Here is a 26,790-nt window from a genome sequence, read left to right on the forward strand (position 1 = left end):
CTACATCTTCCGCACCATTCCCGGCAGCATGATCCGCTGCTGGAAAATGGAGGCACGCCGCTGCAATGGTGAGGGCCTGCTGAAGAACAAGATGTTCATCTACGCCCTGGGCCAGGTGGCGCTCCTGATCGGCCTGTATCTGGTTTCAGGCCCGAACGGAACGCTGTTCTATCTGGCTCACATTCTCGGTGCTCACATCGTTCTGGAGTCGGTCAACTACATCCAGCACTACGGCCTCATGCGCCAGAAGACCGACGGTGAATATGAAAAGACCGGCGCGGAGCACTCCTGGGACACCTATCACTTTTTCTCCAGCTACATCACCTACCGCGTCGGCCACCATTCCTACCACCACATCGCGGTGAAGCCCTACTACCTGCTGGACCCCGAGCCCGAGGCCCCCAAGCTTCCAGTAGGCTACTTTTGGGCCATCGCCATGGTGCTGCTGCCCCCATGGTGGCGCCATGTGATCAATCCCAAGCTGAATGCGGCTGCTGCTCCCGTGGCTTAACCAACGACCTTCTTCACAAAGCAGGCCTTCAGGCCGATCGCCATCCCGTCCATTTTGCAGGAGATTTCGTGATCGCCATCCACCAGACGGATGGGCTTGGATTTCGTGCCCACCTTGAGCACGTCATTGGAGCCCTTGAGCTTCAGGTCCTTGATCATCGCCACGATGTCACCATCCGCGAGCACCGCGCCGTAGGCGTCTTTCACCACGCGCTCTGCATCCGGCTCGTCTGGCGCAGCCTCTTTCGGCCATTCGTGACCGCAGGTCATGCATTCAAAGCGGTCGGCATGGTCCAGGACATCATTCATCTCGCACATCGGGCAGGCAGGTTTGCTCATAGATAATGACCAAACACTTCACTGGCATGAAACTCAAGCACTGACTTAAGTTCGCCAATTTCCGCGCATGAACTCACCAGATATACTCGTTACCTTGCGCCCATGAACATCCGCTCCCTCCTTGCGCCTTTCCTCCTCATCAGCGCCGCCTCCTTTGCCGCTGACCTTCCCAAGATTCCCTCCAAGCCCATCGCTGAAAAGAAGGAACTGCTCTTCTCCGATGACATGAACGGCAGCGACCACGACAAGCGCTGGCACCGCGTGGTGGACACCTTCGTCTTTGAAAACAACGCGCTCAAAGGCACGCAGACGCGCGTGAAGGACCAGCCCTCCAAGGACGGCAAATCCGTCATCACCGCGCATGCCGCCGTCTATGGCCTGGAAGTGCCCACCAAGGACACCGTGATCGAGGTGAAAATGCGCTTCGACGGCTGCACCATGATGGATGTGGAATTCGACGACCGCAAATACACCGCCGCCCACTACGGCCATCTCTGCCGTGCCCAGATCCGCCTCGACAAGGTGACCATCATGGATGAGCGCGAAGGCAGCCAAAATCTGATCATCAAGGAACTCCGCAAGGACCCCGCCAAGAAGGACGAAGTGAACAAGCTCATGGCCGGCAAGAGCGCCACCTTTCCCGTGAAACTGGAGCAGAACAAGGAATACACCGTCGTGGTGGAAACCGTGGGCGATGAAATGCGCGTGAGCATCGATGGCAAAGCCGTCGCCTTCCTCAAGTCCGCCGGCATCGGCCACGAGACGAAGTCCAAGATCGAACTCGGCGTCGCCGGCCAGAGCGGCTGGTTTGACGACATCAAGGTCTGGAACGCCGCCCCTGCCAAGAAGTAATCAGGGCTTCCTAATCTCACGAAGCGCGGGGTGCAGCACCTCGCGCTTTTTTTATGCTCGCCACCACACGCCAGCCCAGCAGCAGCGCCAGCACCACCGCGAAGAAGAACGGATATGTCACATCCGACTTCACGATGATCCAGTAGTGCAGCACACCACCGATGGTGATGTAATAGGTGAGTCGATGCAGCTGCGCCCAGCGCGGACCGCCGAGCTTCTTGATCATCGCATTGGTGGAGGTGACCGCCAGCGGCACCATGAGCAAAAAGCTGAACATGCCGATGGCGATGAAGGGCCGCTTATAAACATCTCCCACCACAGTTCCCAGCTGCCAGTCACGATCATAGGCCAGATAAGTGAGCAGGTGCGCAAAGCCATAAAAGAACGCGTACAGGCCCAGCAGGCGGCGCTGCTTGAGCAGCCAGTTCCAGCCATAGATCTTGCGCAACGGCGTCACCAGCAGCGTGAGCATGAGGAAGACCAGCGTCAGCACGCCCGTGGCGCGCGTGACGAACTCCACCGGATTCGCCCCCAGCCTGCTGCGCCAGCCGTCGATCAGGATGAGTACGGCGGGCAGCAGGCCATTGAAGACAAAGAGCTGCCGGTGAAATCGTGTGTCTGCGCTGAAGGTCATACAGGTCAAAAATCCACGCTGAGGTCCATACCTTGATACAGATGCGCCACCTGCTCCGCATAGCCGTTGAACATGAGCGTGGGCCGCGAGCCCATCTCGCCGATGCGCCGCTCATGCGCCTGCGACCAGCGCGGGTGGTCCACCTTGGGGTTCACATTCGAGTAGAAGCCGTATTCCCCCGGATTCGCGAGACTCCAGGTGGTGGGCGGCTCACGGTCCATCAGCGTGATCTTCACCACCGACTTGATGCTCTTGAAGCCATACTTCCACGGCACCACCAGCCGCACCGGGGCCCCGTTTTGATTGGGCAGCGTTTTGCCATAGAGGCCCGTGGCCAGCAGCGTCAGCGGGTGCATTGCCTCATCCAGCCGCAGGCCCTCCAAATAGGGCAGATCAATGCCGGCATAGCGAGAGTCAGGCATCTGCTTGATATTGAAGTAAGTCTCAAACGCCACATGCGTCGCCGTGCTCAGTGGTTCCACCTGATTCAATAATTTGGACAGCGGAAATCCCACCCAAGGAATGACCATCGACCATCCCTCCACACAGCGGAAACGGTAGATGCGCTCCACGGATTCAAACTTGAGCAGGTCCGCGAGATCAAACGTGCGCGGCTTCTGCACCAGCCCGCCCACCTGCACGCTCCAGGGATCAGTGACAAAGTCTTTGGCCTTCGCCGCCACGGCAGACTTATCCGTGGAGAACTCGTAATAGTTGTTGTAGCCCGCGATGTCGGTGAACGAGTTCACCTTCTCATCCGCCGCCAGAGCCGTCTGCAGCTCAGGCTCCGCCACCGTAGCGATGGCAGCTCCCGTGTTCGCCACCTCGGGTCGCGGACTGAAGGTGCGATACAGCCCCGCCGTGGCCAGCGTGGAGCCCGCCCAGATGGCCGACTTCATGAAGAAGCGCCGATTGAGAAAGGTCTCCTCAGGCGTGACCTCGCTGGAGGGAATGTGGGAGCGGTCTTTCATGGCGGACAATGCATGCAGTTCCAGATATGACGCGCGGGCATCTGGGATATTCCCGCACAACGAATGCCAACTGGCAAGTTGCATCCGCCACCATCATCTCGCAGGCTTTGCCCTGCCATGTCCCTCCTCGAACGCCTCTTCTCCATCGGCCCTGTCCGCAAAGCCATCTGGCAGCTGTGGTATCCCTACCTCACACGGCGGCTGCGCAGCGAAGAAGTGCTGTTTTTGAACTACGCCTTTGAAACGGATCCGCCCGTGGGCCTGAAGCTTGACCCCGCTGACGAACCGAACCGCGCCTGCATCCAGCTCTATCACCACGTGGCCACGCAGGTGGATCTGCAGGGCAAGAACGTGCTGGAGGTGAGCTGCGGCCATGGCGGCGGCGCCTCCTGGCTCACGCGCACGCTGCATCCCGCGAGCTACACAGGTCTGGATCTCAATCCCACCGGCATCGCCTTCTGCAAGAAGCGTCATCAGGTGCCTGGCCTTCGTTTCATGCAGGGAGATGCGCAGTCCCTCCCCTTCCCGCCGCAAACGTTTGACGCGGTGATCAATGTCGAAGCCTCACACTGCTATCCGGATTTCCCCGGCTTCCTGGCCAAGGTCGCTCGCGTGCTGAAAACAGGCGGTCATTTCCTCTACGCCGACTTTCGCTTTCGCGACCAGTGGGCCGAGTGGGAGCAGGCCATCGCCCAAGCACCGCTCGAGATCGTGCAGACGCGCGACATCCGCCCTGAAGTGCTGCGTGGCATGGAAATCAACGCCGCACGCAACGAGGCGCTCATCTGCCAGCGTCTGCCCAAGTTTCTGCACTCCCTGGGCCGCGACTTCGCGGGACTGCCGGGCGCGCGTGTCTATGAAGCGTTGAAGTCAGGCGAGCTTTCCTACCGCTCCTGGTGCTTTCGCAAGCCGTGATCAGGCCCCGATGGCCAGCCAGTTGAACTCCACGGAAAAAACCCGCGACGCATCCCAGGTGGAGATGACCGCCTGAAAACCAGTCTCCGTGACCTTCTCCGCTTTCAGTGTGATGCGCGAGCTTTCACGCCGGTCCATGTCGAATCCTGTCAGCCCGAGATGCACCACAGGGATGGTCGAAAAGGGTGAATCAAACACGACATCCAAAATGAAACTCCTCGGCTCCGCAATATCCGGATAAACCACATCCAGCGTCCAGCCTGGGGTGAGGATTCCGACACCGACATTGGACGACAGGACTTTCCAGGGAACAGCGGATGAGTACATGCGGCCAAAATAGAGCATCATCCGGGCCGGGCACCACCCTCTTTGTTGTCACACTGAAAATGAGGCCTCACGCCACCACTTCCAGCAGCGCTTTCTGAATGTTGTTCTTCCCGGACTTGGGAAAGGGTCGCGGCATCGGCTGCGCATTGCCATTGTCATCAATTGTCCGGCAGCGCAGCTCATACTTCCCGGGCGCAAGCTTGACCGACTTGGCGGTCCAGCGGCACAGCGTGTGGCGCAGCGGCCACTGGCGCGGCTTGCGCGTCGTGGGATCAAACTGCACAGGGTGCAGCGGCGCGCCTTTAAAGCCTGCAATGCCATTGCCATCAAACGGTACGATTTGCGCCTCCTGCCACGGCGCCTGGGTGAAGTGCGGATCATTCGCAGGCAGCGGCTCCTTCACATTTCGCAGCCAGTACTGCACATGCTTGAGTCCTGAGATTCCCACCTGCGCATTGCCATGCAGGGTCAGCTCATCCTTCGCGCTGAGCTTGTCCGGCAGATCGCCAAAGCGTGCGAAGGTCTTGAGCCACGAGTTGATGTCGTTGTTGCCGTTCGCGTAGGTGTCGTCGGACTGATGGGCATTCGTGAAGCCGATGCGCTGCAGCCATTTCACCGATTTGAAGCCGTAAGCCTCCGGCACGATCATGCGCACCGGGCCGCCACGCTCGCCGGTGAGAAATTCGCCATTGAGCTTGTAGCAGAGCATCACCGGCAGTTCGCCGGGCGGATCTTCAAACACGCGGTTCATCGGCAGGTAGCATTTGAAGATCTGCTTCGGGTCCTCGTTGTGGTGGCCGTGATACCAGACATGGCGCAGGTTTTCCACCGGCCCGCACTGCCACAGCACATCGCGCAGCGGCACGCCTTCCCACAGGCCATGTCCCAGAGGATCGGAGAGGTTGTTGCAGGTGATGACCTTCAAATAACTGACTGCCTTCGTCTTCGCGATCTCCATGAGCTTTTCAAACGTCAGCGCCGTGCCATCGCTGCGCAGCATGGGCCGCTCGATCTTCGCGTTGCTCGCCGGATCGGCGATGACTTCAAGCTGCCACGTCTCGCGCACCATGCCGATCTCGCGCTGCTTCTCGATGGGCAGTTTGTAGGGCAGCGGATTGCCACGCTCCACATTGTAAAAATCTCCTGAAGGCGTGATGCAGCAGCCGCCCTCTTCGCACACGGGGCCTGCCTTTTTCCCTGCCGCCTGCAGTTCCGCGTGAGTCGTCAGCATTGCGGCGCCTGCAGTACCGAGCTTGAACAGGTCGCGGCGAGAAATTGATTTCGACTTCATACGCACCCTTCAAACGTGCGCCCCCAGGTTTACTTAGCTTTGAAAAAGCCGCGCTGCTTCTCACTGATGGGCAGACCCAGCTTTTCCATGACCTTGAGCATGTCCTCCCACACGGCGCGCTTGGCACGAATGCCGTCGCCCGTTTGCTCTTCCCGCAGCAGGTAGGAAGGATGGTAGGTGACCATGGTCGGAATACCGCTGGTGCTGTGAAACTTTCCGCGCAAGCCGCCGACCGTGCCCGGAATGCCGAGTCCTTCCGCTGCCGTGGCCCCCAGGGCCACGATGACCAGCGGCTTGATGAGATCAATCTCCGTGAGGACGAAGGGCACGCAGGCGCGCATTTCCTCGGCGGTGGGCTTGCGGTTGCTGCTGCCCTGGTTGTCCATGGCAGGACGAAATTTGCAGATGTTGCTGATGTACACCTTTCGGCGTTCGAGCCCCATGGCCTTGATGATGGCGGTAAGTTTCTGCCCCGCCGGCCCCACGAACGGCTCGCCCAGCTTTTCTTCCTCCGCTCCTGGTGCTTCACCGACAAACATCAGCGATGCCAGCGGACTCCCCACGGCAAAGACCATCGTCTTGCGCAGGCTGCTCATGGAGAGCGCAGGCTCCCACGTTTCCGCCATCGCACGCAATGCCGCGAGCTTTTCTTCGATCATCGCCCCTGCCACTTCGAGCAGCTCCGTCTTCTTCGTTTCCGGCGGCGGTGGAGTCTCGCGGAGAATGCGCGCGACAGGAGCTGCCGCAGGCGAAGGTGTCGCAGAAAGAATTCGGGATGGCTCTGGTTCGGGAGCAGCACGCACCGCAGGCGCGCGCACGACTCCCGTCAGCCTGTCCATCGTCCCCGGACGCAGCGCGACGTGCGTCTTCCCGCGCATCTGGCGCTGCTGGAGGTGCTGCTTGAGGAGTTGTGAGGCGGCGGACATGTTGAGAGAAGACGAATGCAGAGATTCAGTCATTCGTCATTCTGATTTCGTCATTGCCTCCGGGAGAGCCGCATGTCCATCCACACCGCAAGAATCAGCACCACGCCACGAGCAATAAACTTCCGCTCCGGCGGCACGGACATCAGCGTCATGCCGTTGAGCAGGCAGGCGATGATGAGAGCGCCGAGCAGTACGCCCAACACATTGCCGCGCCCGCCGCGCAGGCTGACACCGCCGATCACACAGGCGGCCACGGCATCGAGCTCCATCAAATCGCCCACGGTCGTCGTAGATGAGCCCGCATAGGCCGTCTGCATGAAGCCCGTGAGGGCCACAATGGCCCCCATGCCGCTGTAGGCGGCGATCACGCTGCGTTTCATCGGCACCCCGGAAATCAAGGCCGCCTCCGCACTGCCGCCGATGGCGTACAGATGCCGTCCCAGCGCCGTGTGCTGCGTCACCGCATACACGACCAAGGTAACCCCGCCGAGAATCAGCGAAGGCATTGGAATCCCGCGAAACTGCCCCGTGACGAGCACAAACAGTGCGATGGCCTGAGCGGTGATGAACAGGCGCAAGAACGCCATCTCTCTGTCCTCCACCGCAAACCCATACTCGAGGCGGCGTTTGCGCGCACTCAGCGTGGTGAATATCAGCGCGAGCACGAGCCCCGCCGCCAGCAGCCAGCCCAGCTGCACTGGCAGGTAATAGGTGGTGAGCAGGGAGTAGAGATTGCTCTGCCCACCGGGCGCCACCGGCACGGTAGCGTTGTCGATCACCAGCCAGAAGAGCCCCTTGAAAATCAGTAACGCTCCCAGCGTCACAATGAACGCAGGCATGCGCTCACACACAATGAAGGCCCCCATGGCCATCCAGATCAAAACCCCGCAGAGAAATCCCACCCCCAGTGCCGCCGGTGCCGGCAGGTGGTAATGAAACACCAGCACACTCGCGATGCCGCCGAGCAAACCGACCCCGCTGCCTGCGGACAGATCAATGTGTCCCGGCAGCAGAATGAGCAGCATGCCCATGGCCAGCGTGGCGGTGATCGAAAGCTCCGTCACGAGCATCGACAAATTGCGCGCCCCCAGAAACGCCGGCTCCTTGATGGCAAAGAACGCACAGATCGCGAGCAAAGCGATGGCGATGGGCAGTTCTCGAAAGCGGATAGTCACACGGGGTCAGTTCTGCGAAGACATAAAGATGCCAAGAATGATCAGCGCGATGATGACCGCGATGGTGATCTTCACCCAGCTCAGCGGGTATTCACCACCGATCTTGCCCGTGGCTCCATTCACGGTGACCTGATAAGTCTTCGTGCCATAGGTGTAGGTCAGCAGCCAGACCGGCAGCAGCACATGCTTGAAGGTTTGCGCGCTGTAGTCCGGGGAGATTTGCAGATTGCGGCTGGTATCTCCGGGAATCTGCTCGGTGCACTGGCTGCGCAGGATGTCATCCATGCGGTTGCGTGAATCCTGCGCCGCCTGCACGAGGTCGATCTGGTACCGCTCCACCACCCAGCCTGAGAGGTAACCCGGATCATAGGGCAGCAGGTCCGTCGTTGTGGGAAAGGGCTGCAACTTTTCGAGCAATGCCGTGTGCACACCTTTCGAAGCAGGAACCAGCACGTCGTCAAAGTCGCTGCTCACGTGGCCGGAGGCATACTCCCAGCGGGTGTAGCGGGTGCGGTTTCCTTTGCTGTCAGTCTCATAATAATAGTACCCTGCCTCTGCCTCCCAAGGGCATTCCGCATGAGCATCAAAGGTCCAGTACGGCAGATACAGGCCATGCAGCGTGTCCGTCATGGCCTTCTGCCCGAGGGCGTTGGGAGCCCAGAAGTGGCTGGAGTACCAGCGCCGGATGTCCTCCCGCACCTGGCTTTCCGAAATCTTGAATGGCAGCTGGCTGCCAGGCCGGATCGGCGTGCCGACATCATCCATGGCGATGATGGCCGGTGAGCCGCAGAAGTCGCAGTTCTGCGCCACCCGCTTTTCATCAAAGACCGAGATGGCATGGCAGCTCTGGCACTTCACCGTCTTGCGCACCGCCGCCCAGCCGCGCTGGTCGTCCGGAATGGCCCGCAGCATGGCCACGAGATCATTTTCTTCCACCAGGGTACCATCGTTCTTCAATTCCGCAGGAGACACCGTGCCGCAATAGGGGCACACCAGTGCATGCTTGGCTGGCGTCCAGACGGCTTCAGCGCCGCAGGCCGGACAGGCAAACTTTGAAATGGCGGTGACTTCAGACATAAAAGGCGCGTGGGTGAAAGCTGCCCGATTAACCGGAGAAAACCAAAGCCTGTCCATTCCAAAAACCGGCGGAGAAAAAATCCCGGCTTGCCTTGGCCCCCGCCGACTCCTCAGAATGCGGGCATGAAGCAACTCCTGCTGCTCGCCGTCCTGCTCCTGATTCAATCAGCACCCGCCGCCACGGTGAAAGACCGTGAGGGCGCAGTACGCGGTGACAAAGCCCGGCTGGAAAACGACCCGCGCTGGAACTGGAATGACGTCGACGGCGGCTTCCGCCTTGCCAGGACCACCGGCAAGCCCCTGCTCGTGGTGCTGCGCTGCCTGCCCTGCATGGCCTGCGCCGGCATTGACGCCAGTGTGCTGGAGGAGAAGGAACTCGTGCCCTTGCTCGATCAGTTTGTCTGCGTGCGCATCATCAACGCCAACGCACTGGACCTCTCACGCTTCCAGTTTGACTACGATCTCTCCTTTTCCGCGATTCTCTTCAATGGAGACGGCACCATCTACGGCCGCTATGGCTCCTGGCTGCATCAAAAAGACCCTCTAAACAAAACCACCGCTGGTTTCAAAAAAGCCCTCGAAGCAGGCCTGGCCATTCACCAAGGCTACCCGGCCAACAAAGCCGCCCTCAGCGGCAAGCAGGGCGGCCCCACGCCCTACCAAACGCCCATCGAGTTTCCGACGCTCGCCAGCAAATACCCGAGCAAGCTCGACTGGAACGGCAAAGTCATGGCCAGCTGCGTCCACTGCCACATGGTGGGTGATGCCTTTCGGGCCTACTACCGTGGCCAGAACAAGCCCGTGCCGGTGGAGTGGATTTACCCGCAGCCGTCCATCGAAACCCTCGGCATCACCCTCGCCACCGATGACATCGCCAAAGTCGAGGCCGTGGCAGACGGCTCTGCCGCCAATGCCGCCGGAATCCAGGCGGGGGACGTTTTCACCCGTCTCGACGGCCAGCCGCTCGTTTCCATTGCCGATGTAAGCTGGGTCCTGCATCGTTCGCCGGATTCCGGCTCCCTGCCCGCCACGGTCCTGCGCGGCGGAAAAGAAACCGCCGTCACCCTCGATCTCCCCGCTGGCTGGCGCTTGAAGTCAGACATCGGCAAGCGCGTCGGCACCTGGCCCATGCGGGCAATGGCCTTTGGCGGCATGAAAATGGACGACATTCCCGATGAGGAGCGCGCCAGCCTGGGCCTCGACAAGGCCCAGATGGCCCTGCGCGTCTTCCATGTGGGCGAGTTCGGCCAGCATGCTGCCGCCAAAAAGGCGGGGTTCAAAAAGGACGACATTATCATCCAAATCGGCGACCAGAAACAGCGTCTGACGGAAAGCGCCCTCATCGGCGATCTGCTCCTGCACCACCTTCCGGGAGAGAAAATCCCCGCCACCGTGCTGCGGGGGCAGGAGCGGGTGGAGCTGAAACTACCGCAGCAATAGCTGAAAACAGCCCTTCCCCGGGCGTTTCCGGCCCCTTCCCCCCTGAAAATTCCCGGTTGCATTCCAAAGACCGGCTTCCATACTCCCCGCCCCCTGCGAGTCGTCATCCATTCGCCGTTGGTCTCCGCGCCTGCCTCTCTTCGAGATGTGCAGGGTTCTCGCCCGGAGGTAACCCGGCCGTTAGTGTTAACACAAATCCTATGTCAGTACGTCTTGCCCGATTCGAGATGCCTTCCCGCCTTGTGAAAAACGAGGCCACGGCAACCGAAACATACGCCCAGTTCACTGCCGAACCCTTCGACAAAGGTTACGGTCATACAATTGGCAACTCCCTCCGCCGCGTCCTTCTCTCCTCCCTTGAAGGCGCATCCATCACTTCCGTGAAAATCCGCGGTGCGGAACACGAATTCACCACCCTTCCGGGCGTGCTCGAAGACGTCGTTCAGATCATCCTGAACCTCAAGAAGGTCCGCTTCAAGCATCACAGCGATGCCAAGGAGCCCCGCCTGCTTTCCATCATTGCTGACAAGGAAGGCGCCGTCACCGCCGGTGACATCAAGGACGACAACCACTACGAAGTCATCAACAAGGACCTCGTGATCTGCACACTGGACCGCAAAACGAAGTTCGAATGCGAATTCGAAGTGCGCGTGGGCCGTGGTTTCTCCACCTGGGAAGAAAACAAGCGCGTTGACACCCCCATCGGCGTCATCCCGATCGACTCCATCTACAGCCCCGTCACCCGCGTGAAGTACGGCGTGGAAAACACCCGCGTCGGTCAGAACACTGACTATGACAAGCTGGTGCTCGACATCTGGACCGACGGCCGCATCACCCCGCAGGACGCCCTCCTGCAGTCCGCCGCCATCCTGCGCCACCACCTCGACGTCTTCGTCAACTATGACGACAAGGCCATCGAATTCGAAGCCGCACCGGAAGCCCAGAGCGAAGAAAACAGCGAGCTGCGCAAGCTCCTGAACATGAGCGTCAACGAGATCGAACTCTCCGTCCGCGCCGCCAACTGCCTCAACAACGCCAACATCACGAGCGTCGGCCAGCTGGCCATGAAGACCGAAGGCGAAATGCTTCGTTACCGCAACTTCGGCAAGAAGTCCCTCACCGAGATCAAGGAAAAGCTCGCAGAGCTTGGTCTGTCTCTCGGCATGAAGTTCGATCCAGCGCTGCTTGAGGCCACCCCTGGCGGTGTCTCCCTCCTCGCCCGCAGCAGCATGATCGGCGACGACGATGAAGAAGCCGACTCCCTCGACTTCACCAAGCTCGTGGACAGCCATCTGCCAGACGCAGACGACGAAGACGAGTAATCAATCACAGACAGAATTTTAGAATCATTTTAGGACATGAAACACGGAAGAAAAATCGTCAAACTTCAGCGCAAACAGGACCACCGCGACGCGCTGCTCATGAATCTCACCTGCTCCCTCATCGAGCACCGCCGGATTCGCACCACGCTGGCCAAGGCCAAAGCCCTCCGCCCATACGCAGAGAAGCTCGTCACCCTCGGCAAGCGCGGCACCCTGCACGCCCGCCGCACCGCCCTCTCCTCACTCCGTCACAAAGACATGGTGAAGAAGCTCTTCGAAGAGATCGCCGTGGCCTCCAAGGACCGCGTCGGTGGCTACACCCGCATCACCAAGCTCGGCCAGCGCCGCAGCGACTCCGCTCCGATGGCCTACATCGAGTGGGTGGACGCTTACGTGCCAAAGGCCGCCGCAGCCCCTGAACCAGAAGTCGCAGCCGAGCCTGTGGCCGAAGAAGCAGCACCAGCCAAAAAGGCTCCTGCCAAGAAGAAGGCCGCTCCGAAGAAGAAAGCCGCCGCTGCTGAATAAGCAGGCGTCTCTCATCGAGAAACCATCCAACGCGGGAGTCGCAAGACTCCCGCGTTTTTTTGTACTGTCCTTGAGCATCTCCGGCTCACCAAAGGATGCGAACCCGGCATTCGTGTATCAACCAGACCTGTTGCATGCCGCCAGTCTTCGCGTTCCATGCACGACCATGGAATCCACCATCAAGATCGCCCTAGTTGGCGCCGGCATGTTCGGCGGAGATGTTCACGCGCGTGCTTACGCGGACTTGCAGCGCTTCGGCATCGCCGGGCAGCTTGCCCGTGTCGGTCTCGACAAATACTCACGCGAACTCGCCGGGGTCAAATTTGACCTCGTTGCCGTCGCCACACGCAGCGAAAAGTCCGCGCTCAAAGCCGCAGCAGCCTTCAAGGACCTCACCGGCCACGAGCCGCGTGCCTTCCATGGTGACGCCCCCTGGGACGACATCCTGGCCGCCTTTCCCGATCTCGATGTGATGGCCGTGGCCACCCCGGATCACCTGCACACACAGCCCATTCTCGCCGCGCTGGCCAAGGGGGTGCACGTCTTGACCGAGAAACCCATGTGCCTGTCCATTCAGGAGTCGGACGAGATCATCGCCGCAGCCAAGGCCAAGAACCTCATCGTCGCTGTGGACATGCACAAACGCTACGATCCCGACCACCTGCGCATTCGCGATGACATTCAAAACCGCATCGGCGCGCCTCTCTATGGCACCGCCTATCTCGAAGAACCGCTCGAAGTCAGCACCAGCACCTTCAAATGGGTGGAAAGCAGCGACCCCTTCAGCTACGTCGGCCCGCATTGGACAGATCTGATCTGGAGCTACTACCACAGCAAGCCCGTCTCATTGACCGCCGTGGGCCAGAAGAAGCGCCTGGTCCGCGATGGCATCAATGCCTTCGATGCCGTGCAGGTGCGCGTCGATTTCGACAACGGCATGTCGATCAGCTTTAACAACAACTGGGTGACCCCCGCCGATTTTGAAGGGCCGGTGAACCAGGGGCATGAAATCGTCGGTGCTGACGGCAAAGTCGAAAGCGACCAGCAGTATCGCGGTTTCCGCTGGTGGAATCAGGGCGGCGGCTCGCGCACGAGCAACAACCACTTCACCCGGGAAGTAATCCGCCCTGATGGCACCAAAGGCTACATAGGCTATGGAGTGGATAGTCTGACCGTGGGCTTGGTGGCCGTTTGTCGCGTCAAGTTTGCCAAAGAGTCCCGGGACGCCGTGGCCGGACTCTATCCGACCGCCGAAGATGCCCGCATTACCTGCGCCATTGTGGATGCCGCGGCGCGTGTTCGAGATCTTAACTGGAAATACATGCAGGAAGGCAAAGGGGCGACAGTTACAGCACGTTTTGACCAAAACGGCATAACTATCATAGACCCAAACGCCGCCGAGGTATTTCAGAGCATCTACGATCAGGCGCTTTAACTTCAAATCGGGGAATGGCCTTAAAGTTCCAGGCTTGACTTTAGGCTAAGTTTTTCATAAACAAGGAACTGCACCCTAATAACTAAAACAAATGATTCTATCCTCCTCCCAACTGCGCCGCGCCGCTGCACTTCAAGAAAAAATCGAAGGACTCCAGCAGGAACTCGCGCACCTTCTTGCCGGCTCCTCCAAGTCGTCCGCAGCTTCGACACCCGCAGGTGAAAAGCCAGCCAAAAAGAAGCGCATCATGTCTGCTGCCGCCCGCAAGAAGATCGCTGATGCTCAGCGCAAGCGCTGGGCCAAGCAGAAAGGTGAACCGCCCGCTGCTGAAAAGAAGGCCAAGTAAGTTTTTAGTTCACGGATAACACCGCAATAAGAAGGCCCCAGTTCGCAAGAACTGGGGCCTTTGTTTTGGCAGCTGGAATAAAGAGTTACTTCACAAACATGGGATCGTCAGGATTCCCCTTGCTCAGCAGATAGGCCATCAGATCGAGAATGTCGTCTTCCTTGAGCATGAAGAGCAGGCCGGGCGGCATCATGCTGATCTTGCTTTCTTCTGTTTTAACAACTTTGCGAGCATCCACGTTGGTGAAGTTATTAGGGTCCATCATATTGGTGCATACCATCATGTTGTTTTCCTTCATGTTGGCGATACGCCCAATGACCCTGCTCCCGTCCTGCAGCGTGAAGACGGTGCTGCCATACTGGTCGCTGATTTCCTTGCTAGGCTCAAGAATGTGCTCCAGCAGATCTCTGGGACTGTACTTGCCGGCCACACTGGTCAGGTCTGGACCCACGGCTCCGCCTTCATTGTTGAAGCGGTGGCAGGCGAAGCACGTGGCTGCACCAAACATATTTCTGCCATTTTGGAAGTTGCGGTTGCCCTCCAGACCGACACCGAGGGACTTGCTAAGTTCTGCGAGTGTCCAGGCTTTGACAAACTGCATGGGCTTCACTGTGAAGCTGGGCGCTTTGGCTTCCGGCTTCGCCTCCAGCACGTCCTTGATGGCCAGCTTTTCCTCTTCGGTCATGGTGGAGAGGGCGTTCTGCTTGATCTCCCCGATGAAGAGGTCAAACGATGCACCGCCCTTGTAGTTCGCCGCACGCAGGAACCAGCGGAAGTAGTCGGCGCGCAGTTCCTTGGTCCAGCCGGTCTTCGCAAAGCGCAGGATGCGGGCGTAGTCGATCTGCTCTTCCTGTGTGGGCGAGCCATTCACCAGCGGCTCAGCCTTGGCGACGATGCTGCTGTCACCAAGATAGACCAGCACCTCGCACAGATCACGGTTCAGGGCCGGATCATTCGTGGGGAACAGTGGCGCAAGATGCTTGATCAGCGATTCCTTGGTTGCCGCTTCCGGCTCGCCCATGCGGGTAAAGGCGAGCATGTAATCACGGACCAGTGTGAAACGATCCAGACCTTTGAGCGACTTAAAGTTAATCTTGTTCAGCGCGGCAATGATTTGTGCCTGCAATGGCTTGTCCCCACCACTGCTGCGAGCCAGAGCCATGAGTGCAGTCAGGGCTGCACGTGGATTGGTTTCACTAAGCGCCTTGTCTTTCCATGAGGCAATGGGCTGGTGCTCCAATGCGATGCGGGCGGCAAAGCGAATGTTGCGGTCCTGAGATGCCAGATAGGGCCAGGCAGTTTCAACAGCCTGCGGATCCAGGGTCTGAAATTTCTCAAGCCGCTGACGAATGGAGGCCTCAGTTTCGGCAGCAAGGGCACCACCGCCTATCATCATCAAGGGTTCCTCCTTGCTTACGCCGCCCGTGTAAGTCACCCGGTACAATCCAGACTGCACCTTGCGCCCGCCCACGCTCACATACATCGCGCCATCTTTTTTCGACACTTCAATGTCCGTCAGCGGCAGCGGCGAGGCGCTCATGAACTCCTCGGTCACGCCCGTGTAACCACCCCCGTTCGGCGAAAGATGCACGGCATACATTTTGCCATAACTCCAGTCGCAGATGTAGAGAGCGTCCTGATACTTCGCGGGGAACTTCGCGTCATAACCAAACGCCACGCCGGTGGGCGAGCCAGGGCCGATGTCCACCACGGGCGGCAGGCTGTCCTCCCAGCGCACGGGGAATTTCTTGCTGCAGGTGCGCCAGCCAAACTCACCACCGCTCTGCATGAAGCACACGCGGGTGGGGCGGTACCAAGGCATGCCGGTGTCCCACTCCATGTCCGCGTCAAAGCCGAAGATATCGCCGCTGCGGTTCATGGCGATGTCATAGGTGTTGCGCGTGCCGGTGTTCACCAGTTCCCACTTCCTGCCATCCAGATCCGTCTTCGCCAGCCAGCCGCCAGGGGCCAGCACATCGCGCATGAAGCCGCGCCCCAGCAGCATGGGGTAGAGCTGATCTTCCGCCCAGTGACGCGGCACCAGGCTCGTCTCGCAGCTCGGCTCGGGCGTCTGGTTGCCACACATCACATACAGGCTCTTGCCATCCTGGGAAGCAATGACGCCATGCGGACCGTGCTCACCCGCCTTGCCAGGAAAGGAGCGCAGCAGCTCCACGGCGTCGAATTGATCATCGCCATTCGTGTCCTTGCAGCGGTAGAGGCCACGACCTTGATAAGCATCGTCATTCACCACGCCATAAAGTGCTCCGGCATGATACAGCAGCCCCTGGCAGTGACCGAAGTCGACGCTGAGCTTTTCCACTTTCGTCTCACCGGGGCTGCCATTCAGCGCAGGCGGGGTGATGCGGTAGAGCGCGCCATACTGGTCGCTGCAAATCATGCGTCCTTTGTCGTCCTGCGTCATGGACACCCAGGAGCCTTCCTGCTCCTTCGGCACGGAGTAAAGCAGCTCCACTTTGAAGCCTTTGGCGATCTTGACCTTGTCAGCCGGTGTTGCTTGACCGGCCAGCTGAGCGAACGACGCCGTCGCGCATAGCAGCAGAGGAATGAGAATGGTTTTCATGGTTGGAAAATGACGAAACTGACTGCCTTGCTCCGACCTACTTCATGAGTTCCTTGACCTTGCCTTCGATGGCGTCGGTCCACATCTGATACCCCTGGGCACTGAGGTGGAGGAGGTCGGGCATGATTTCCTTGGGCAGAGTGCCATCGGGCTTCAGGAAGGTGTTGCCGATGTCCATGTAGAAGACGCGTTTACTGTCTGCGAAGCCGGAGATGAGGTTGTTCGTGGCGACGTTCTGCACGCGCATCGCATCCTCCTTGGTGGCACCTCGTGGAAAGATGCCCAGCAGCAGCACCTTCGTCTCCGGCAGTTTCTTGTTCAGGATGTCGAGGATCACCTTCACGCCCTCGGCGGTCTGTTCAGCGCTGCTGGCATACGCCACACCGCCATGCTCGGCAGCCGGGCGGCCCTGATGACCGGTGTTGTTGGTGCCGATCATGAGCACCACCAGCTTCGGCTTGATGCCGTCAAAGTTGCCGTTTTGCAGACGCCAGATCACATGCTCGGTGCGGTCACCACCGATGCCAAAATTCGCCGCTTTGTACGGTGCCCAGGTCTTGGCCCAGACTTCCTTGCCATTGCCCTCCCAGCCCTGGGTGATGGAGTCTCCGAGAAACACCAGCTGGGCCTCGCCCTTCTTGGAGATTTCGTTGAAGCTTTCGTGGCGCTTCACCCAGCCGCCTTCACGCGGCTTGGGGTCAATGGCAAGATTCTTCGCCGTTTCAGCAAAGCTGGTGGCGGCGACACAGAGGGAGGCAAACAGGAGGGTGCGTAGTTTCATGGTCAGAGACGGCGATGATGCCGGGAAGCCATGAAACTGGCAAGCCGCGAATGTTATTTCACGCCTTCAACGCCCAGTCGAGCAGGGCCTGCGCATCACGCCAGACGCCTTCGTGGCTGTCGTTGAGGATGACCACGATGCGGCGGCGGCCATTGCGCTCGCCGGTGGCCACGAGGCAGTAGCCCGCAGCCTCGGTGTAGCCGGTTTTCATGCCATCGCAGTAGCTGGCCGTGCGCAGCACGCGGTTGGTGTTGGCCAGATCGATCGATTTGCCGTCAGGCTTGACGAACTTAAAGCTTTGCAGCTTCACAATGGCACGGATGTCGGGCAGCTTGTCTGCCGCCTTGGCGATCATCGCCAGATCACGCGCCGTGGAGTAGGGATCTTCATCCGTGAGCGACGGCAGGCCGTGCGGATTGACAAAATGCGTGTTCTTCAGGCCGAGCGCCTTCGCACGTGCGTCCATCTTTTCTGCAAAGGCGGCCACGCTGCCCGCATTGTCACGCGCGAGCGCCTGCGCAATGTCATTGGAGCTTTTCACCATCATGGCGGTCAGCAGCTGGCGGCGGGTGTACTTTTCCCCCACCTTGAGACCGATGCGCACCGGAGCGCACTGTGTGTCCGCCAGCTCAATCGTGACGACCTTGTCGAGGTCTCCCGCCTCCACCACCAGCAGGCCGGTCATGATTTTCGTCGTGCTGGCGATGGCCCCGCGCAGGTCCGGGCTCTTTTCGAACAGCACATCGTCGTCATCAGGATTAATCACTATGCACCGCGCGGCAGTGATCTGTGGAATGGAACCCCGCAGATTTTTGATCTCAATCTCCCGTCTCACCTTCTTCGTTTTTTCGATCTCGTCAGCGAGCTGCGTCTCCAGCTTCTTCTTCAGCTGGGCCACGGCCACCTCACGCGCGGCGATGTCCGCCTTCGCCTGCGCGATCATTTGCTTCTCTCCCGCAAAGTCCTGCTCGCGCTTGGCGATGGCCGCTGCCTTCGCCTCGACCTCCTCCTCCCTCCATTGCAGTTGCTGCTCACGCTTCGGATCACCGCAGCCGGAGATGGAGACGCAAAGAAGACTGGCCAGCAGGGCGCGGCGGAAGGGGGGAGACTGACGGGGGGGAATCATTTCAGAGTTCAGCGAGGAGTTCTTTCAGGCGGGCGACGGGCCACTGGCCAGGAGCATTCGAAGCACCAATAAAGCCGTAATTCAGCAGGCTGCCACATTTTGCCAGCACCAGACGTGAAACACGCCCCCAAGGCCCCATGCCCATGACGGAAAGCCGCAGCCGGTGCGTCTCCCCGGCCAGCTTCATGAGGCTTGCCAGATCCTCCTGCGTGTTCAGGTAAGTGGCGATCTTCACGGCATCCAATCCCGCCTGCTGGGCGAAATTCACCGCCCCGCGCAACACCTCCTCCGCCGGTGTGGCCTGGAAGTCATGGAATGAACCCACCACCGGCACGCCTGCAGCGTGCGCTTTCTGGATCGTCCCCTGCATCTGCGCCGCGCTGCGCAGTTCAATGTCGATCAACGTGGCGAGGTCCAGCAAGGGTTCGATCATCGCCGCACGGGCCGCCGGGTCCTCCGGCCCCTGCCCGCCTTCCGCCGGATGGCGGGCCGTCAGCAGCAGCGGCAGGGTGTTTCCAACCAGTTTGGCACGCAGGTCCGCCGCAGGTATCTGCAGCTGGTCCAGCCGCAGCTCAGCCACGTCACATAAGTTCGCGCGGGAGGCCGAATCGAGGGAGATAAAGTGCTCAAGGGCAGCAGAATCCGCCACCACCCCCACAGCCAGGGGGCGGGAGGAGAAAAGCAGGTTTTTAGAGGAAACAAGTTGAGCCATTGATTAGGCGGAGTATAATTTTAATAATTCTAGATAAGATTCAGTATCTTACTCGTCACTATGCTGGGCAGGAAGCAAGAAATCAATTTGCAGCTCACCGAACTGCTCGACAGCGCGCTCCTGGCGTTCTGCCTATGGTTTGGGCATTTCCTGCGTGCAGATCTGGTGCCGGTCTTTTTTCCCGATGCGGTTGAGATTCCACCTTTGGAGAAGTTTTACTGGGTGATCGCGGTCGTGGCCCCGTTCACGCCCATCGTACTGGAGGCTCGCGGGTTTTACTCCAACATCTACAACAAGACCCCCGGGCGCTCGATCCGTCAGCTGGTGGAGGCGCTGACCGTCATCGGCATGTGCATCGCCTTCTGCATCGTGTTCTTCAAGTGGTCGGTCGAAAGCCGTGCCGTGGTCGTTTTCTCCGTGGCTCTCGGTGCGCTGTCGCTCCTGCTGCGTGAGGCATGGCAGCGTGAAATCCTGCGCAAGCAGATGGCCTCGGGCAAAGGCCGTGAACGCGTCATCATCGCCGGCGCCCAGGCCGATCTGGCCGCCTTTATGGCCAACATGACGCCCGAGCAGCGTGCCGAGATCGAGGTCGTGGGACAGATCGACATCATGCAGAGTCCGATCTCCGACCTCGTCGCCTCCCTGCATGAGCACTCCATCAGCCGCGTGCTCTTTGCCGCGCAGCACGTGCACTTCAGCAAAATCGAGGAAGCGGTGCAGGCCTGTGAAACAGAAGGCGTGGAGGCCTGGATCGCCGCGGACTTCTTCCAGACCGCCATCGCTCGCCCGACCTTCGATGTTCTGGGCGGACGCCTCATGCTGGTGTTTCACTCCACGCCGCAGGTCTCCTGGGAGCTGCTGTTCAAAGCCATCGTTGATCGCGTCGGCGCATTGATACTGCTCCTGCTCTCACTGCCGGTGTGGCTCGTGGCCGTCATTGGCATCCGCCTTGGCTCCCGTGGCCCGGTGTTCTTCAAGCAGGAACGCGCCGGGCTCTATGGCAAGCCCTTCATCATGTGGAAGTTCCGCACCATGCACCAGGGCGCAGAATCTCAACGCCAGGAACTGGAGGCTCACAACGAGATGGAAGGTCCGGTCTTCAAGATCACCAACGATCCACGCATCTTCGCTTTCGGCCGCTGGCTGCGCCGAACCAGCATCGATGAACTGCCCCAGCTCATCAACGTGCTGCGCGGAGAGATGAGCCTCGTCGGCCCGCGTCCCCTGCCAGTCTATGAAATTCAGCGCATCGAAAAGCACGCGCAGCGCCGCCGTCTCAGCGTGAAGCCCGGTCTCACCTGCCTGTGGCAGGTCACCGGCCGCAACGGCATCAAGAACTTCGAGGAATGGGTCGCGCTTGATTTGAAGTACATCGACAACTGGTCCTTCTGGCTTGATCTCAAAATCCTCGCCCAGACCCTGCCCGCCGTGATTCGCGGCATCGGTGCGAGTTGAGTATCAGGATTCGTGTCTTTCGCATAGCATGTCTATGAAACGTGCCGTCCATGGCCTCCGTAATGGACTGATGCGCCACGCTCTCTTATTCCTCGCCGTCTGTGCCTCCCTGCACGCCGCCCCCCCAGCCAAGCTCGATTTCGGCTCCGTCCGTGAAGAGCACCTCATGATCCCCATGCGAGACGGCAAGCGCCTCTCCGCCTATGTGTTCTTCCCGCCGGGCGAAGGCAAATTTCCCGCCATCTTTGAGCAGCGCTATGCGGACATCAGCAGCGCCGGATCGCGCAAGGCCGCGGCCAAGTTTGCTGAAGGCGGCTTTGTCATCGCACTGGTGAACTACCGTGGCACGCACGAGAGCGAGGGTGTTTACCGTGGCTATCGTGGCCTGCAATGGGGTCCGCTGCGCGATGGCTATGACGTGTGCGAGTGGCTGGCCGCGCAGCCTTGGTGCACCGGCAAGATCGGCACCTATGGCGGCTCGCAGGCGGGTTACGCACAGAACTACCTTGCCGTGACTCAGCCGCCGCATCTCGTGGCGCAGTACATGACCGACACGGGCCTGAGCCTGTATCAAGAAGGCTACCGCATCGGCGGTGCCACCAAACCGCAGCGCTTCATCAAGGGCGGCTCTGTAGCACGCGACATCAAGGACAACGAAGCCATGCTGCGTGAATGGGACCAGCACCCCGACTATGATGACTTTTGGAAGGACGAAGACGCCTCGCTGCACTTCGACAAGATGAACTACCCCTGCTTCACCATCGGCAGTTGGTTTGATTTCATGTGCCAGGGCAGCGTGGCCAGCTTCATCGGGCGCAATCAGCATGGCGGCCCCAATTCACGCGGCCAGCAGCAGCTCATCATCGGCCCCTGGCTGCATGGCGGCTATCCGAAATCGAACAAGATCGGCGAGCTCGTCTTCCCAGAGAACGCCATGTTTGATGTGTACGCGCACATGACCAAGTGGTTCAACCACTACCTCAAAGGAGAGAACAACGGCATCGAAAAGGACACGCCTGTGAAGTACTACGTCATGGGTGCCACCGGCGAGGAAGGCGCTCCCGGCAATGTGTGGCGCGAGGCCAAAGACTTCCCGCCCGCCAGCAAAGCCGCCGACTGGTTCCTGCAGCCTGATGGCAAGCTGGCCCCCGCCAAGCCCTCTGCCGCCAAAGCCAGCACCTCGTATCTGAGCGATCCCGTGCATCCGATGAGCCTGCCCCATGTGGGCTTTCCCGGCGCCAAGGATGCACGAGCCTTTGAAGAACAGGCCGAGGTGCGCACCTGGACGACCGAGGTGCTGAGCCAGCCGCTGGAGGTCACCGGCCGCATCAAAGGTGAGGTGTTCGTTTCTTCCACCGCCAAGGACACGGACTTCTTCCTGCGGGTGACAGATGTGTATCCCGATGGCCGCTCCATCCTGCTGGTGGACTACCCGCTGCGCGCCCGCTATCACGAAGGTTTTGACCACCAAAAACTGCTCGTTCCGGGAGAGGTCACCAAACTCTCGTGGGACATCGGCTGGGTCAGCATCATCTTCAACAAGGGGCACCGCATCCGCGTCACCATCGCCAGCACCGGCGCTCCCTATTATGAACCCAATCCGCAGACCGGCGCACCCATCAGCCATTTCATCACCGAGCCCGGCGTGTCTGCCATCAATACCATCTGGCATGACGCTGCACATGCCTCCAAAGTCATCCTGCCCGTGCTGCCCTGATCTCTCCCCTTCCCCATTCTTCATGCAAACACCCGCTTCTTCCCTTTCCCGCCGTTCCTTTCTCAGCACCGCACTCGCCGCAGGTGCAGCTTTTTCAGTGCAGGCCAAAGACCAGGCGCCGCTGATCGCCTACGTCGGCACCTTCACCTCGCCGCTGCAAAACATGAAGGCCACTCAGGTGGACCTTCCACCTGGAAACGGGCAGGGCATTCACCTCTTTGAAGTGAACCGTGAGACAGGTGCCATGACCCCCTGCGGCCTGTACAAGTCAGGCAGCAGCCCCAACTGCCTGGCCTTCAACGCCGCCCGGACGGTGCTGTATTCCACCAATGAAACCGACGCCAACGGCAGTCACGAGGCAGGCACGGTGAGCTCTTTTGCCATCAACCCCAAGAACGGCGAACTGACGCTGATGAACACCGTCAGCTCCGGTGGCAAGGGCCCCACCTACATCAGCCTGCATCCCTCCGGCCACTTCCTGCTGGTGGCAAATTACTTCGGTGGCTCATGCGCGGTGCTGCCGGTCAAACCCGACGGCACCCTGGGTGAAGCCACGGACTTCAAGCAGGATGCCGGAACCATCGGGCCGAAGAAAGCCACCAACGCGCCTCCCGGAAGCTTCGCCTTCAGCGGCCATGATGGAACGCATTCGCACATGATCGCGGCCGATGCCTCGGGGCGCTTTGTGCTCTCGGTGGATCTCGGCCTGGATCAGATCCTGGTGTGGAAGTTTGATGACCAAAAAGGCACGCTGACACCGAACGATCCTCCCCATGTCTCCTTTCCTCCAGGGGATGGACCACGCCACTTTGCCTTTCACCCCAATCACAAGTGGCTCTACTCCCTGCAGGAAGAAGGTTCCAACATCGTGCTGCTTGATTACGACACTGAGAAGGGCCGCCTCACTTCTCGTCAGACGATCTCCAGCCTCCCACCCGGATTTGCCGGCAGCAATTTCTGCTCCGAGATCCTCGTTTCTGCGGATGGCCGCTTTGTCTATGCCGGCAATCGTTTGCACGACAGCATCGGCATTTTTGCCGTCGGCAAGGACGGCACCCTCACTTTCGTCACCGAGGAGTGGACCCACGGCGACTACCCGCGCAGCTTCAACTTCGACCCCACCGGCGAGTTCTTCTACAGCCTCAACCAGCGCGGCGACAACGTCGCAGTGTTTCGCATCGATCGCAAATCAGGCGTCCTCAACTTCACCGGCCATTACGCAGCCGTCGGCAATCCTTCGAGCATCGTCTTCCTCGATCTGGCAAAAGGCAGCTAATCCAAGTCGAGCCCGCAGCACTCGGCTGCGGGCTCGGAAACCTGTCATCCTCAGGCAAGTGATGGCACGCCGATGCTGACGTCCACCTCGGCATTGTAGTCCACGCCTTCGAGACCAAAGCCGAAGAGACGCAGGAAACTGGTCTGGTAGCCTTCGAAATCACCCAGTTCCGCGAGGTTCTCGGTGTTCACCTCGGCCCAGCGTTTGCCCACGAGTTCCTGCAGCGCGGGCTTCATTTCCCAGTCGTCCACACGGATGCGTCCGGCTTCATCCGGCTGCGGGTTACCGTTGTAGAGGCGCTCGCGGAAGAGGCGGTCCATCTGCTCGATGCAATCCTCATGCGTGCCTTCGGCCTTCATCGCCTTGTAGAGCAGTGAGATGTACAGCGGCACCACAGGGATCGCGGAGCTGGCCTGAGTGACCAATGCCTTGTTCACGGAAACCCAGGCCTTGCCCTTCAGGGAGGCCAGCTTGCCGTCCAGCACACGCTGCACGCGCTCCAAGTCTTCCTTGGCGCGGCCGATGGTGCCGTTCTTGTAGATGGGCCAGGTCACTTCCGGCCCGATGTAGCTGTAGGCCACGGTTTGCACGCCTTCAGCGAGCACTCCGGCGCTTTGCAGCGCATCGATCCACATTTCCCAGTCTTCACCGCCCATGACGGCCACGGTCTGCGCGATCTCGTCTTCATTTGCCGGGTCGATGGTCACTTCATTGACCACGCCGTTGCCGGTGTTGAGATTTTTGTTGGTGTAGGAGGCAGCGCCGATCGGCTTGAGCACGGATTTGAAAACTTCGCCGGTTTTTGGATGCGTGCGGCGCGGAGAGGCAAGGCTGTAAATGACGCAGTCCACCTGGCCCAGATCCGCCTTGATGGCTTCGATCACCGTGGCCTTCATCGCATCCGAGAAGGCGTCACCGTTGAAGGAGCGGGCATAGAGACCGGCAGCCTTGGCTTCATTTTCAAACGCGGCGGAGTTGTACCAGCCTGCGGTGCCGCAGCGCTCAGCCTCACCGGGTTTTTCAAAAAACACGCCCATGGTGGCCGCACCCGAGCCGAACGCCGCCGCAATGCGGGAGGACAGGCCGTAACCGGTCGAGGAACCCACAACCAGCACCTTCTTCGGGCCATTGGCGATGGGGCCGCGCGACTTAACAACGGCGATCTGGTCAGCGATATGTTTGGCACAGCCGGTTGGATGTGCGGTGGTGCAGATGAATCCGCGAATTTTAGGGGCGACGATCATAGGTGGGTAAGTTGAGCGTTAGCAGTCGCGGGGGGGCTGGCAACTTGTTTTCCTGCCCCTCATCTGGCATCATGGCCGTATACCAGCCCCTTCCCCAGCCCCCGAACAGCGCTTCTCCGATCGTGTGGAGAATTATGTGCGCTACCGCCCGGACTACCCGCAGGAAATCATCACGCTGCTGCAACTCGAAGCCGCGCTCACACCGCAATCCGTCATCGCGGATATCGGCTCAGGCACCGGCATTTCCGCCATGAAAACATCGACACCGCAGCGCTCGGTGAGTTCTTCCGCGGCGCCCATGCCACGCCAGTAGTGTTCGGCAGGGATCATGCCTTGGAGCGGGAGAAGAGGCTGGCCGTTGAGTTTTTGGGCATCGCCGTGCTGAGCCGTCGCTTCTCAGGCCAGCGGCAGGGGGGGGCGGTTCTCCATGGGGCTGACTTTGCAGGCATGCGCAGCCCCGGCGCGACACCTTCCGGCGCGGCGCCTGCTCTCAGGCCTGCGGTTGTTGAAGCAGTGTGCCGTAGCGCGGCACACGCACATGCGCGGCACGGCTGGAAGGCCAGCATCTCCATGAGCCGCTTGCTCGGTTTGCGGCCCAGCCGCTGTGTCAAAAGCACCGCGCAGATCAGCGCGGTGTAGATCTGGATGGCCACCCCGTTTTCACTCTCCGCCAGCCAGTGCCGGCAGGGCAGCAGGCATTTGAGCCAGCGGAAAAAGCCCTCCACCTCCCAGCGCCGCCGGTAGAGCTGCGCCACCTGCGCGGCGCTGAGCTGCCCGGGCGTCTGGTTGGTCACCAGCCACACCGGCTCCTCCATCTGCGCGTGGTCCACGACGATGAGGCGGAACGGACCGCGCTCATAACGTGCGGTGCGCCCGAGCACGACATCCTCATCCCGGCACACGCCGGCCTCAAGGTCCTGCGCGCTGAGCTCACGGCTGTGCTGCGTCTGCACGATGACCTGGTTCTGCTTGAGGCGCATGAGGTATCCGCAGCCCTTGCCGTCGAGCTCCTCCAAAAAGCCGTACTCCTGGCCGTAGCAGCGGTCGCCGATGTAAAACTCCCCGGCCTTGAGCTGCTGGCGCAGCGCCTTGCGCTCGCACAGCTTGCCCCCGGAGCAGATGCCTGCGACGGGCACGCCGTCGGCCAGGCGGTATTTGAGGTGGAGGCGCACGCCATGCTGTTGATGGCCGGAGCGGCCGCTGCGCCAGGCGGCCCAGTCCATGCGTGGCAGGACATACCACAGGGTGCTGTCGACCACGCGCAGGCAGGCCAGGTCCACGCCGCCGATCTGCGAGGCGGCCCCGGCGGGAAGGTCTGCCACCAGCCGGCTGAGCACCGCCTCGAGCAGCTGCGGCTCAAAGAGGCTCTGGGCCTCCGAGAAGCTGCCCAGGCTCACCGGCGAAGTGCCCAGGGCCTGACGGGTGCGCCGCAGTCCGCTGGCCGCGCAGAGCGCACGCATGGAACCGAGCACCGGGTTGAACATGCCCAGCAGGAAGAGCGAAAAGTAGTCGCGGCGGTGCAGCGTGCGCCGGGGATCGTGCTCGGTGCGATGAGCTTCAACTTCGGGACTGACCTCATCGAGCACCGCCTGGAACTTTTTGACCAGGCTCCACTGCCGCAGCGCGCTCTCTTCAATACGCGAGGGCTTGCTGCCACAAACGCGGTCGGGCTGCTGAGGTCCAGGGGCGGAGGCTGGCGTTGACTCTGGCATGCGCAGTTCATGCCACCTGCACGGCAAAGGTACAGCTCTTTTACAGCCTGGAGTCATTTTTTATCCCGCCAGCACCTTCCCTGCCGAACACTACTGAT

Annotated in this window: 26 protein-coding genes; 12 read left to right on the top strand and 14 right to left on the bottom strand. The window is 60.3% G+C overall.

Annotated elements, in window-relative coordinates; translation table 11 throughout:
• Window positions 1-511: fatty acid desaturase (locus ACILSL_RS23205; protein WP_395734451.1), on the top strand; the 511-nt coding region annotated here is incomplete at its 5' end.
• On the opposite strand, the gene ACILSL_RS23210 is transcribed toward ACILSL_RS23205, so the two are convergent.
• Window positions 508-849, bottom strand: a complete 342-nt coding sequence (locus ACILSL_RS23210; protein ID WP_395734452.1) for a zinc ribbon domain-containing protein YjdM — start codon at window positions 847-849, stop codon at window positions 508-510. The two genes, ACILSL_RS23205 and ACILSL_RS23210, sit on opposite strands and share 4 nt — an antisense overlap.
• 102 nt (window positions 850-951) lie before the next feature.
• On the opposite strand from ACILSL_RS23210, the gene ACILSL_RS23215 reads away from it, so the two are divergent.
• Entirely contained in the window at window positions 952-1,701 is a 750-nt protein-coding gene (locus tag ACILSL_RS23215; protein ID WP_395734453.1) for a hypothetical protein, read from the top strand.
• 16 nt (window positions 1,702-1,717) lie between these two features.
• Here the strand turns inward: ACILSL_RS23215 and ACILSL_RS23220 are convergent, their stop codons facing one another.
• Window positions 1,718-2,335 carry a sulfite oxidase heme-binding subunit YedZ gene (locus ACILSL_RS23220; RefSeq protein WP_395734454.1) on the bottom strand — a complete coding sequence of 206 codons (618 nt, stop codon included), beginning with the start codon at window positions 2,333-2,335 and terminating at the stop codon, window positions 1,718-1,720.
• A 5-nt stretch (window positions 2,336-2,340) separates the two neighbouring features.
• Window positions 2,341-3,306, bottom strand: coding sequence for a protein-methionine-sulfoxide reductase catalytic subunit MsrP (gene msrP, locus ACILSL_RS23225; RefSeq protein ID WP_395734455.1), 966 nt, complete (start codon window positions 3,304-3,306; stop codon window positions 2,341-2,343).
• Window positions 3,307-3,423: 117 nt separating this feature from the next.
• Between msrP and ACILSL_RS23230 the strand changes: the two genes are divergently transcribed.
• Window positions 3,424-4,221 (top strand): phthiotriol/phenolphthiotriol dimycocerosates methyltransferase, encoded by a 798-nt coding sequence (locus ACILSL_RS23230; RefSeq protein ID WP_395734456.1) that lies wholly within the window; start codon window positions 3,424-3,426, stop codon window positions 4,219-4,221.
• On the opposite strand, the gene ACILSL_RS23235 is transcribed toward ACILSL_RS23230, so the two are convergent.
• From ACILSL_RS23235 to ACILSL_RS23255, 5 genes are all read right to left on the bottom strand, one after another.
• The gene (locus ACILSL_RS23235; RefSeq protein ID WP_395734457.1) at window positions 4,222-4,548 is read right to left on the bottom strand and encodes an H-type lectin domain-containing protein; all 327 of its coding nucleotides are present in this window, start codon (window positions 4,546-4,548) and stop codon (window positions 4,222-4,224) included.
• 67 nt (window positions 4,549-4,615) lie between these two features.
• Complete coding sequence (locus ACILSL_RS23240; RefSeq protein WP_395734458.1) at window positions 4,616-5,839, bottom strand: molybdopterin-dependent oxidoreductase; 1,224 nt, start codon at window positions 5,837-5,839, stop codon at window positions 4,616-4,618.
• Window positions 5,840-5,868: 29 nt separating this feature from the next.
• Window positions 5,869-6,798: a uracil-DNA glycosylase family protein gene (locus tag ACILSL_RS23245; protein WP_395734459.1), complete on the bottom strand. Its 930-nt coding sequence runs from the start codon at window positions 6,796-6,798 to the stop codon at window positions 5,869-5,871.
• Window positions 6,799-6,815: 17 nt separating this feature from the next.
• Complete coding sequence (locus ACILSL_RS23250; RefSeq protein ID WP_395734460.1) at window positions 6,816-7,940, bottom strand: sugar ABC transporter permease; 1,125 nt, start codon at window positions 7,938-7,940, stop codon at window positions 6,816-6,818.
• 6 nt (window positions 7,941-7,946) lie between these two features.
• Entirely contained in the window at window positions 7,947-9,017 is a 1,071-nt protein-coding gene (locus tag ACILSL_RS23255) for a zinc ribbon domain-containing protein (protein WP_395734461.1), read from the bottom strand.
• A gap of 123 nt (window positions 9,018-9,140) precedes the next feature.
• Here ACILSL_RS23255 and ACILSL_RS23260 point away from each other — a divergent pair, with 123 nt between their 5' ends.
• The 5 genes from ACILSL_RS23260 to ACILSL_RS23280 all read left to right on the top strand — a co-directional run bounded on the left by ACILSL_RS23260 (window position 9,141) and on the right by ACILSL_RS23280 (window position 14,085).
• Window positions 9,141-10,457, top strand: a complete 1,317-nt coding sequence (locus ACILSL_RS23260; protein WP_395734462.1) for a Trx7/PDZ domain-containing (seleno)protein — start codon at window positions 9,141-9,143, stop codon at window positions 10,455-10,457.
• Window positions 10,458-10,657: 200 nt separating this feature from the next.
• Window positions 10,658-11,779: a DNA-directed RNA polymerase subunit alpha gene (locus ACILSL_RS23265; RefSeq protein WP_395734463.1), complete on the top strand. Its 1,122-nt coding sequence runs from the start codon at window positions 10,658-10,660 to the stop codon at window positions 11,777-11,779.
• A gap of 36 nt (window positions 11,780-11,815) precedes the next feature.
• On the top strand, window positions 11,816-12,304 hold the full coding sequence (gene rplQ / locus ACILSL_RS23270; protein WP_395734464.1) for a 50S ribosomal protein L17: 489 nt from the start codon (window positions 11,816-11,818) through the stop codon (window positions 12,302-12,304).
• Window positions 12,305-12,470: 166 nt separating this feature from the next.
• Window positions 12,471-13,739 carry a Gfo/Idh/MocA family protein gene (locus ACILSL_RS23275; RefSeq protein ID WP_395734465.1) on the top strand — a complete coding sequence of 423 codons (1,269 nt, stop codon included), beginning with the start codon at window positions 12,471-12,473 and terminating at the stop codon, window positions 13,737-13,739.
• A 91-nt stretch (window positions 13,740-13,830) separates the two neighbouring features.
• The gene (locus ACILSL_RS23280; RefSeq protein WP_395734466.1) at window positions 13,831-14,085 is read left to right on the top strand and encodes a hypothetical protein; all 255 of its coding nucleotides are present in this window, start codon (window positions 13,831-13,833) and stop codon (window positions 14,083-14,085) included.
• Window positions 14,086-14,170: 85 nt separating this feature from the next.
• On the opposite strand, the gene ACILSL_RS23285 is transcribed toward ACILSL_RS23280, so the two are convergent.
• From ACILSL_RS23285 to ACILSL_RS23300, 4 genes are read right to left on the bottom strand one after another with little or no spacing between them, the layout of a single operon-like run.
• The gene (locus tag ACILSL_RS23285; RefSeq protein WP_395734467.1) at window positions 14,171-16,669 is read right to left on the bottom strand and encodes a c-type cytochrome; all 2,499 of its coding nucleotides are present in this window, start codon (window positions 16,667-16,669) and stop codon (window positions 14,171-14,173) included.
• Between the two features lie 37 nt (window positions 16,670-16,706).
• On the bottom strand, window positions 16,707-17,450 hold the full coding sequence (locus ACILSL_RS23290) for a platelet-activating factor acetylhydrolase IB subunit (RefSeq protein ID WP_395734468.1): 744 nt from the start codon (window positions 17,448-17,450) through the stop codon (window positions 16,707-16,709).
• Window positions 17,451-17,508: 58 nt separating this feature from the next.
• Complete coding sequence (locus ACILSL_RS23295; protein WP_395734469.1) at window positions 17,509-18,576, bottom strand: D-alanyl-D-alanine carboxypeptidase family protein; 1,068 nt, start codon at window positions 18,574-18,576, stop codon at window positions 17,509-17,511.
• A 1-nt stretch (window position 18,577) separates the two neighbouring features.
• Window positions 18,578-19,288 (bottom strand): type I 3-dehydroquinate dehydratase, encoded by a 711-nt coding sequence (locus ACILSL_RS23300; protein ID WP_395734470.1) that lies wholly within the window; start codon window positions 19,286-19,288, stop codon window positions 18,578-18,580.
• Window positions 19,289-19,375: 87 nt separating this feature from the next.
• Here ACILSL_RS23300 and ACILSL_RS23305 point away from each other — a divergent pair, with 87 nt between their 5' ends.
• From ACILSL_RS23305 to ACILSL_RS23315, 3 genes are all read left to right on the top strand, one after another.
• Entirely contained in the window at window positions 19,376-20,743 is a 1,368-nt protein-coding gene (locus tag ACILSL_RS23305; protein ID WP_395734471.1) for a sugar transferase, read from the top strand.
• 70 nt (window positions 20,744-20,813) lie between these two features.
• Complete coding sequence (locus ACILSL_RS23310) at window positions 20,814-22,460, top strand: CocE/NonD family hydrolase (protein ID WP_395734472.1); 1,647 nt, start codon at window positions 20,814-20,816, stop codon at window positions 22,458-22,460.
• A 22-nt stretch (window positions 22,461-22,482) separates the two neighbouring features.
• Window positions 22,483-23,736, top strand: a complete 1,254-nt coding sequence (locus ACILSL_RS23315; protein WP_395734473.1) for a lactonase family protein — start codon at window positions 22,483-22,485, stop codon at window positions 23,734-23,736.
• 50 nt (window positions 23,737-23,786) lie between these two features.
• Here ACILSL_RS23315 and fabV read toward each other — a convergent pair whose 3' ends face one another.
• Window positions 23,787-24,980 carry an enoyl-ACP reductase FabV gene (fabV, locus tag ACILSL_RS23320; RefSeq protein ID WP_395734474.1) on the bottom strand — a complete coding sequence of 398 codons (1,194 nt, stop codon included), beginning with the start codon at window positions 24,978-24,980 and terminating at the stop codon, window positions 23,787-23,789.
• Window positions 24,981-25,116: 136 nt separating this feature from the next.
• Here fabV and ACILSL_RS23325 point away from each other — a divergent pair, with 136 nt between their 5' ends.
• Window positions 25,117-25,293 carry a hypothetical protein gene (locus ACILSL_RS23325; RefSeq protein ID WP_395734475.1) on the top strand — a complete coding sequence of 59 codons (177 nt, stop codon included), beginning with the start codon at window positions 25,117-25,119 and terminating at the stop codon, window positions 25,291-25,293.
• Between the two features lie 13 nt (window positions 25,294-25,306).
• Here ACILSL_RS23325 and ACILSL_RS23330 read toward each other — a convergent pair whose 3' ends face one another.
• Window positions 25,307-26,692 (bottom strand): IS4 family transposase, encoded by a 1,386-nt coding sequence (locus ACILSL_RS23330; RefSeq protein WP_395734476.1) that lies wholly within the window; start codon window positions 26,690-26,692, stop codon window positions 25,307-25,309.
• Window positions 26,693-26,790 lie beyond the last annotated feature (98 nt).

This window comes from Prosthecobacter sp. (assembly GCF_044222345.1).
GTDB lineage: Bacteria > Verrucomicrobiota > Verrucomicrobiia > Verrucomicrobiales > Verrucomicrobiaceae > Prosthecobacter.